We start from the raw sequence: 1,186 nt of genomic DNA, 5'->3' as shown, positions 1-1,186 counted from the left end.
GGGTGCGGGCGGTGGCGGTGTTCACCGCGCCGGACGGCACTCCCCGCCTCGCCACCGGCAGCGATGACGGGACGGTGCGGATCTGGAACCCCGCCACCCACACCCGGGAGGGCGAAGCCCTCACCGGCCACAACGACGGGGTGCGGGCGGTGGCGGTGTTCACCGCGCCGGACGGCACTCCCCGCCTCGCCACCGGCAGCGATGACGGGACGGTGCGGATCTGGAACCCCGCCACCCACACCCGGGAGGGCGAAGCCCTCACCGGCCACAACGGCTGGGTGCACGCGGTGGCGGTGTTCACCGCGCCGGACGGCACCCCCCGCCTCGCCACCGGCAGCCACGACCGGACGGTGCGGATCTGGAACCCCGCCACCCACACCCGGGAGGGCGAAGTCCTCACCGGCCACAACGACGGGGTGCGGGCGGTGGCGGTGTTCACCGCGCCGGACGGCACCCCCCGCCTCGCCACCGGCAGTACCGACCGGACGGTGCGGATCTGGAACCCCGCCACCGGCCTCCAGGACGGCCACCCCCTCACCGGCCACAACGACTGGGTGAACGCGGTGGCGGTGTTCACCGCGCCGAACGGCACCCCCCGCCTCGCTTCTGGCAGCGACGACGGGACGGTGCGGGTCTGGAACCCCCGGACGCGGACAGCGCACGTACTTCCCATGGCTGACAGACTCCACGCTCTGACAGCAGCTCACGGCCTGCTCATCGCAGGCACCGACACGGGCTTCCTCGCGATCGACGTGTCGTCCGTACCCACCGACATGGTTTGACCGCCAGGGTTGTTCCTGACCTGGTGCTGTCCTCCTGATCACGAACGGGTCGCGTATCAGCCGGGCCGGGTGGTGGTTGCCGTTCGGTGAAGCCTGGAACGCGGGCGGGTGCGGCTGTCTATCGTCGTGCGCTATGAGGACTGTGGGGAGTGCGGCCGGTGCGGGTTCTCAGGCCGGGGTGTTCCCGGTGAACTTCACCGCCTACCGCCACCATGACGATCTGGACACCGAGGGCCACGTTAGGGAGATCGCCCGCCTGCTGGCTCCCTTCGGCCTCGACCTGAACACCTGGCCGGTCGAAGGCGAGAGCCGAGACCGGCAGGCTGTCGAAGACCGGCTCGGCGCATGGGCCGACGCGGACTACGAGTCCGGCCGCGGGAACTCGGTGCTGTACTGGGTCGGCC

Annotated in this window: 2 protein-coding genes; both read left to right on the top strand. The window is 71.6% G+C overall.

The annotated features are described in order from the left end of the window. The coding region (locus ACZ3J7_RS41060; protein WP_465628509.1) for a WD40 repeat domain-containing protein at positions 1-782 on the top strand (782 nt) is incomplete at its 5' end. Between the two features lie 187 nt (positions 783-969). Then, positions 970-1,186, top strand: a 217-nt coding sequence (locus ACZ3J7_RS41055) for a hypothetical protein (RefSeq protein WP_465628507.1), incomplete at its 3' end; no start/stop codon positions are given.

The sequence above is a fragment of the Kitasatospora sp. NPDC015121 genome, from assembly GCF_055562955.1.
The sequence above is the reverse complement of the archived record's forward strand: the minus strand, read 5'-3'. Positions and strand labels throughout refer to the sequence as shown.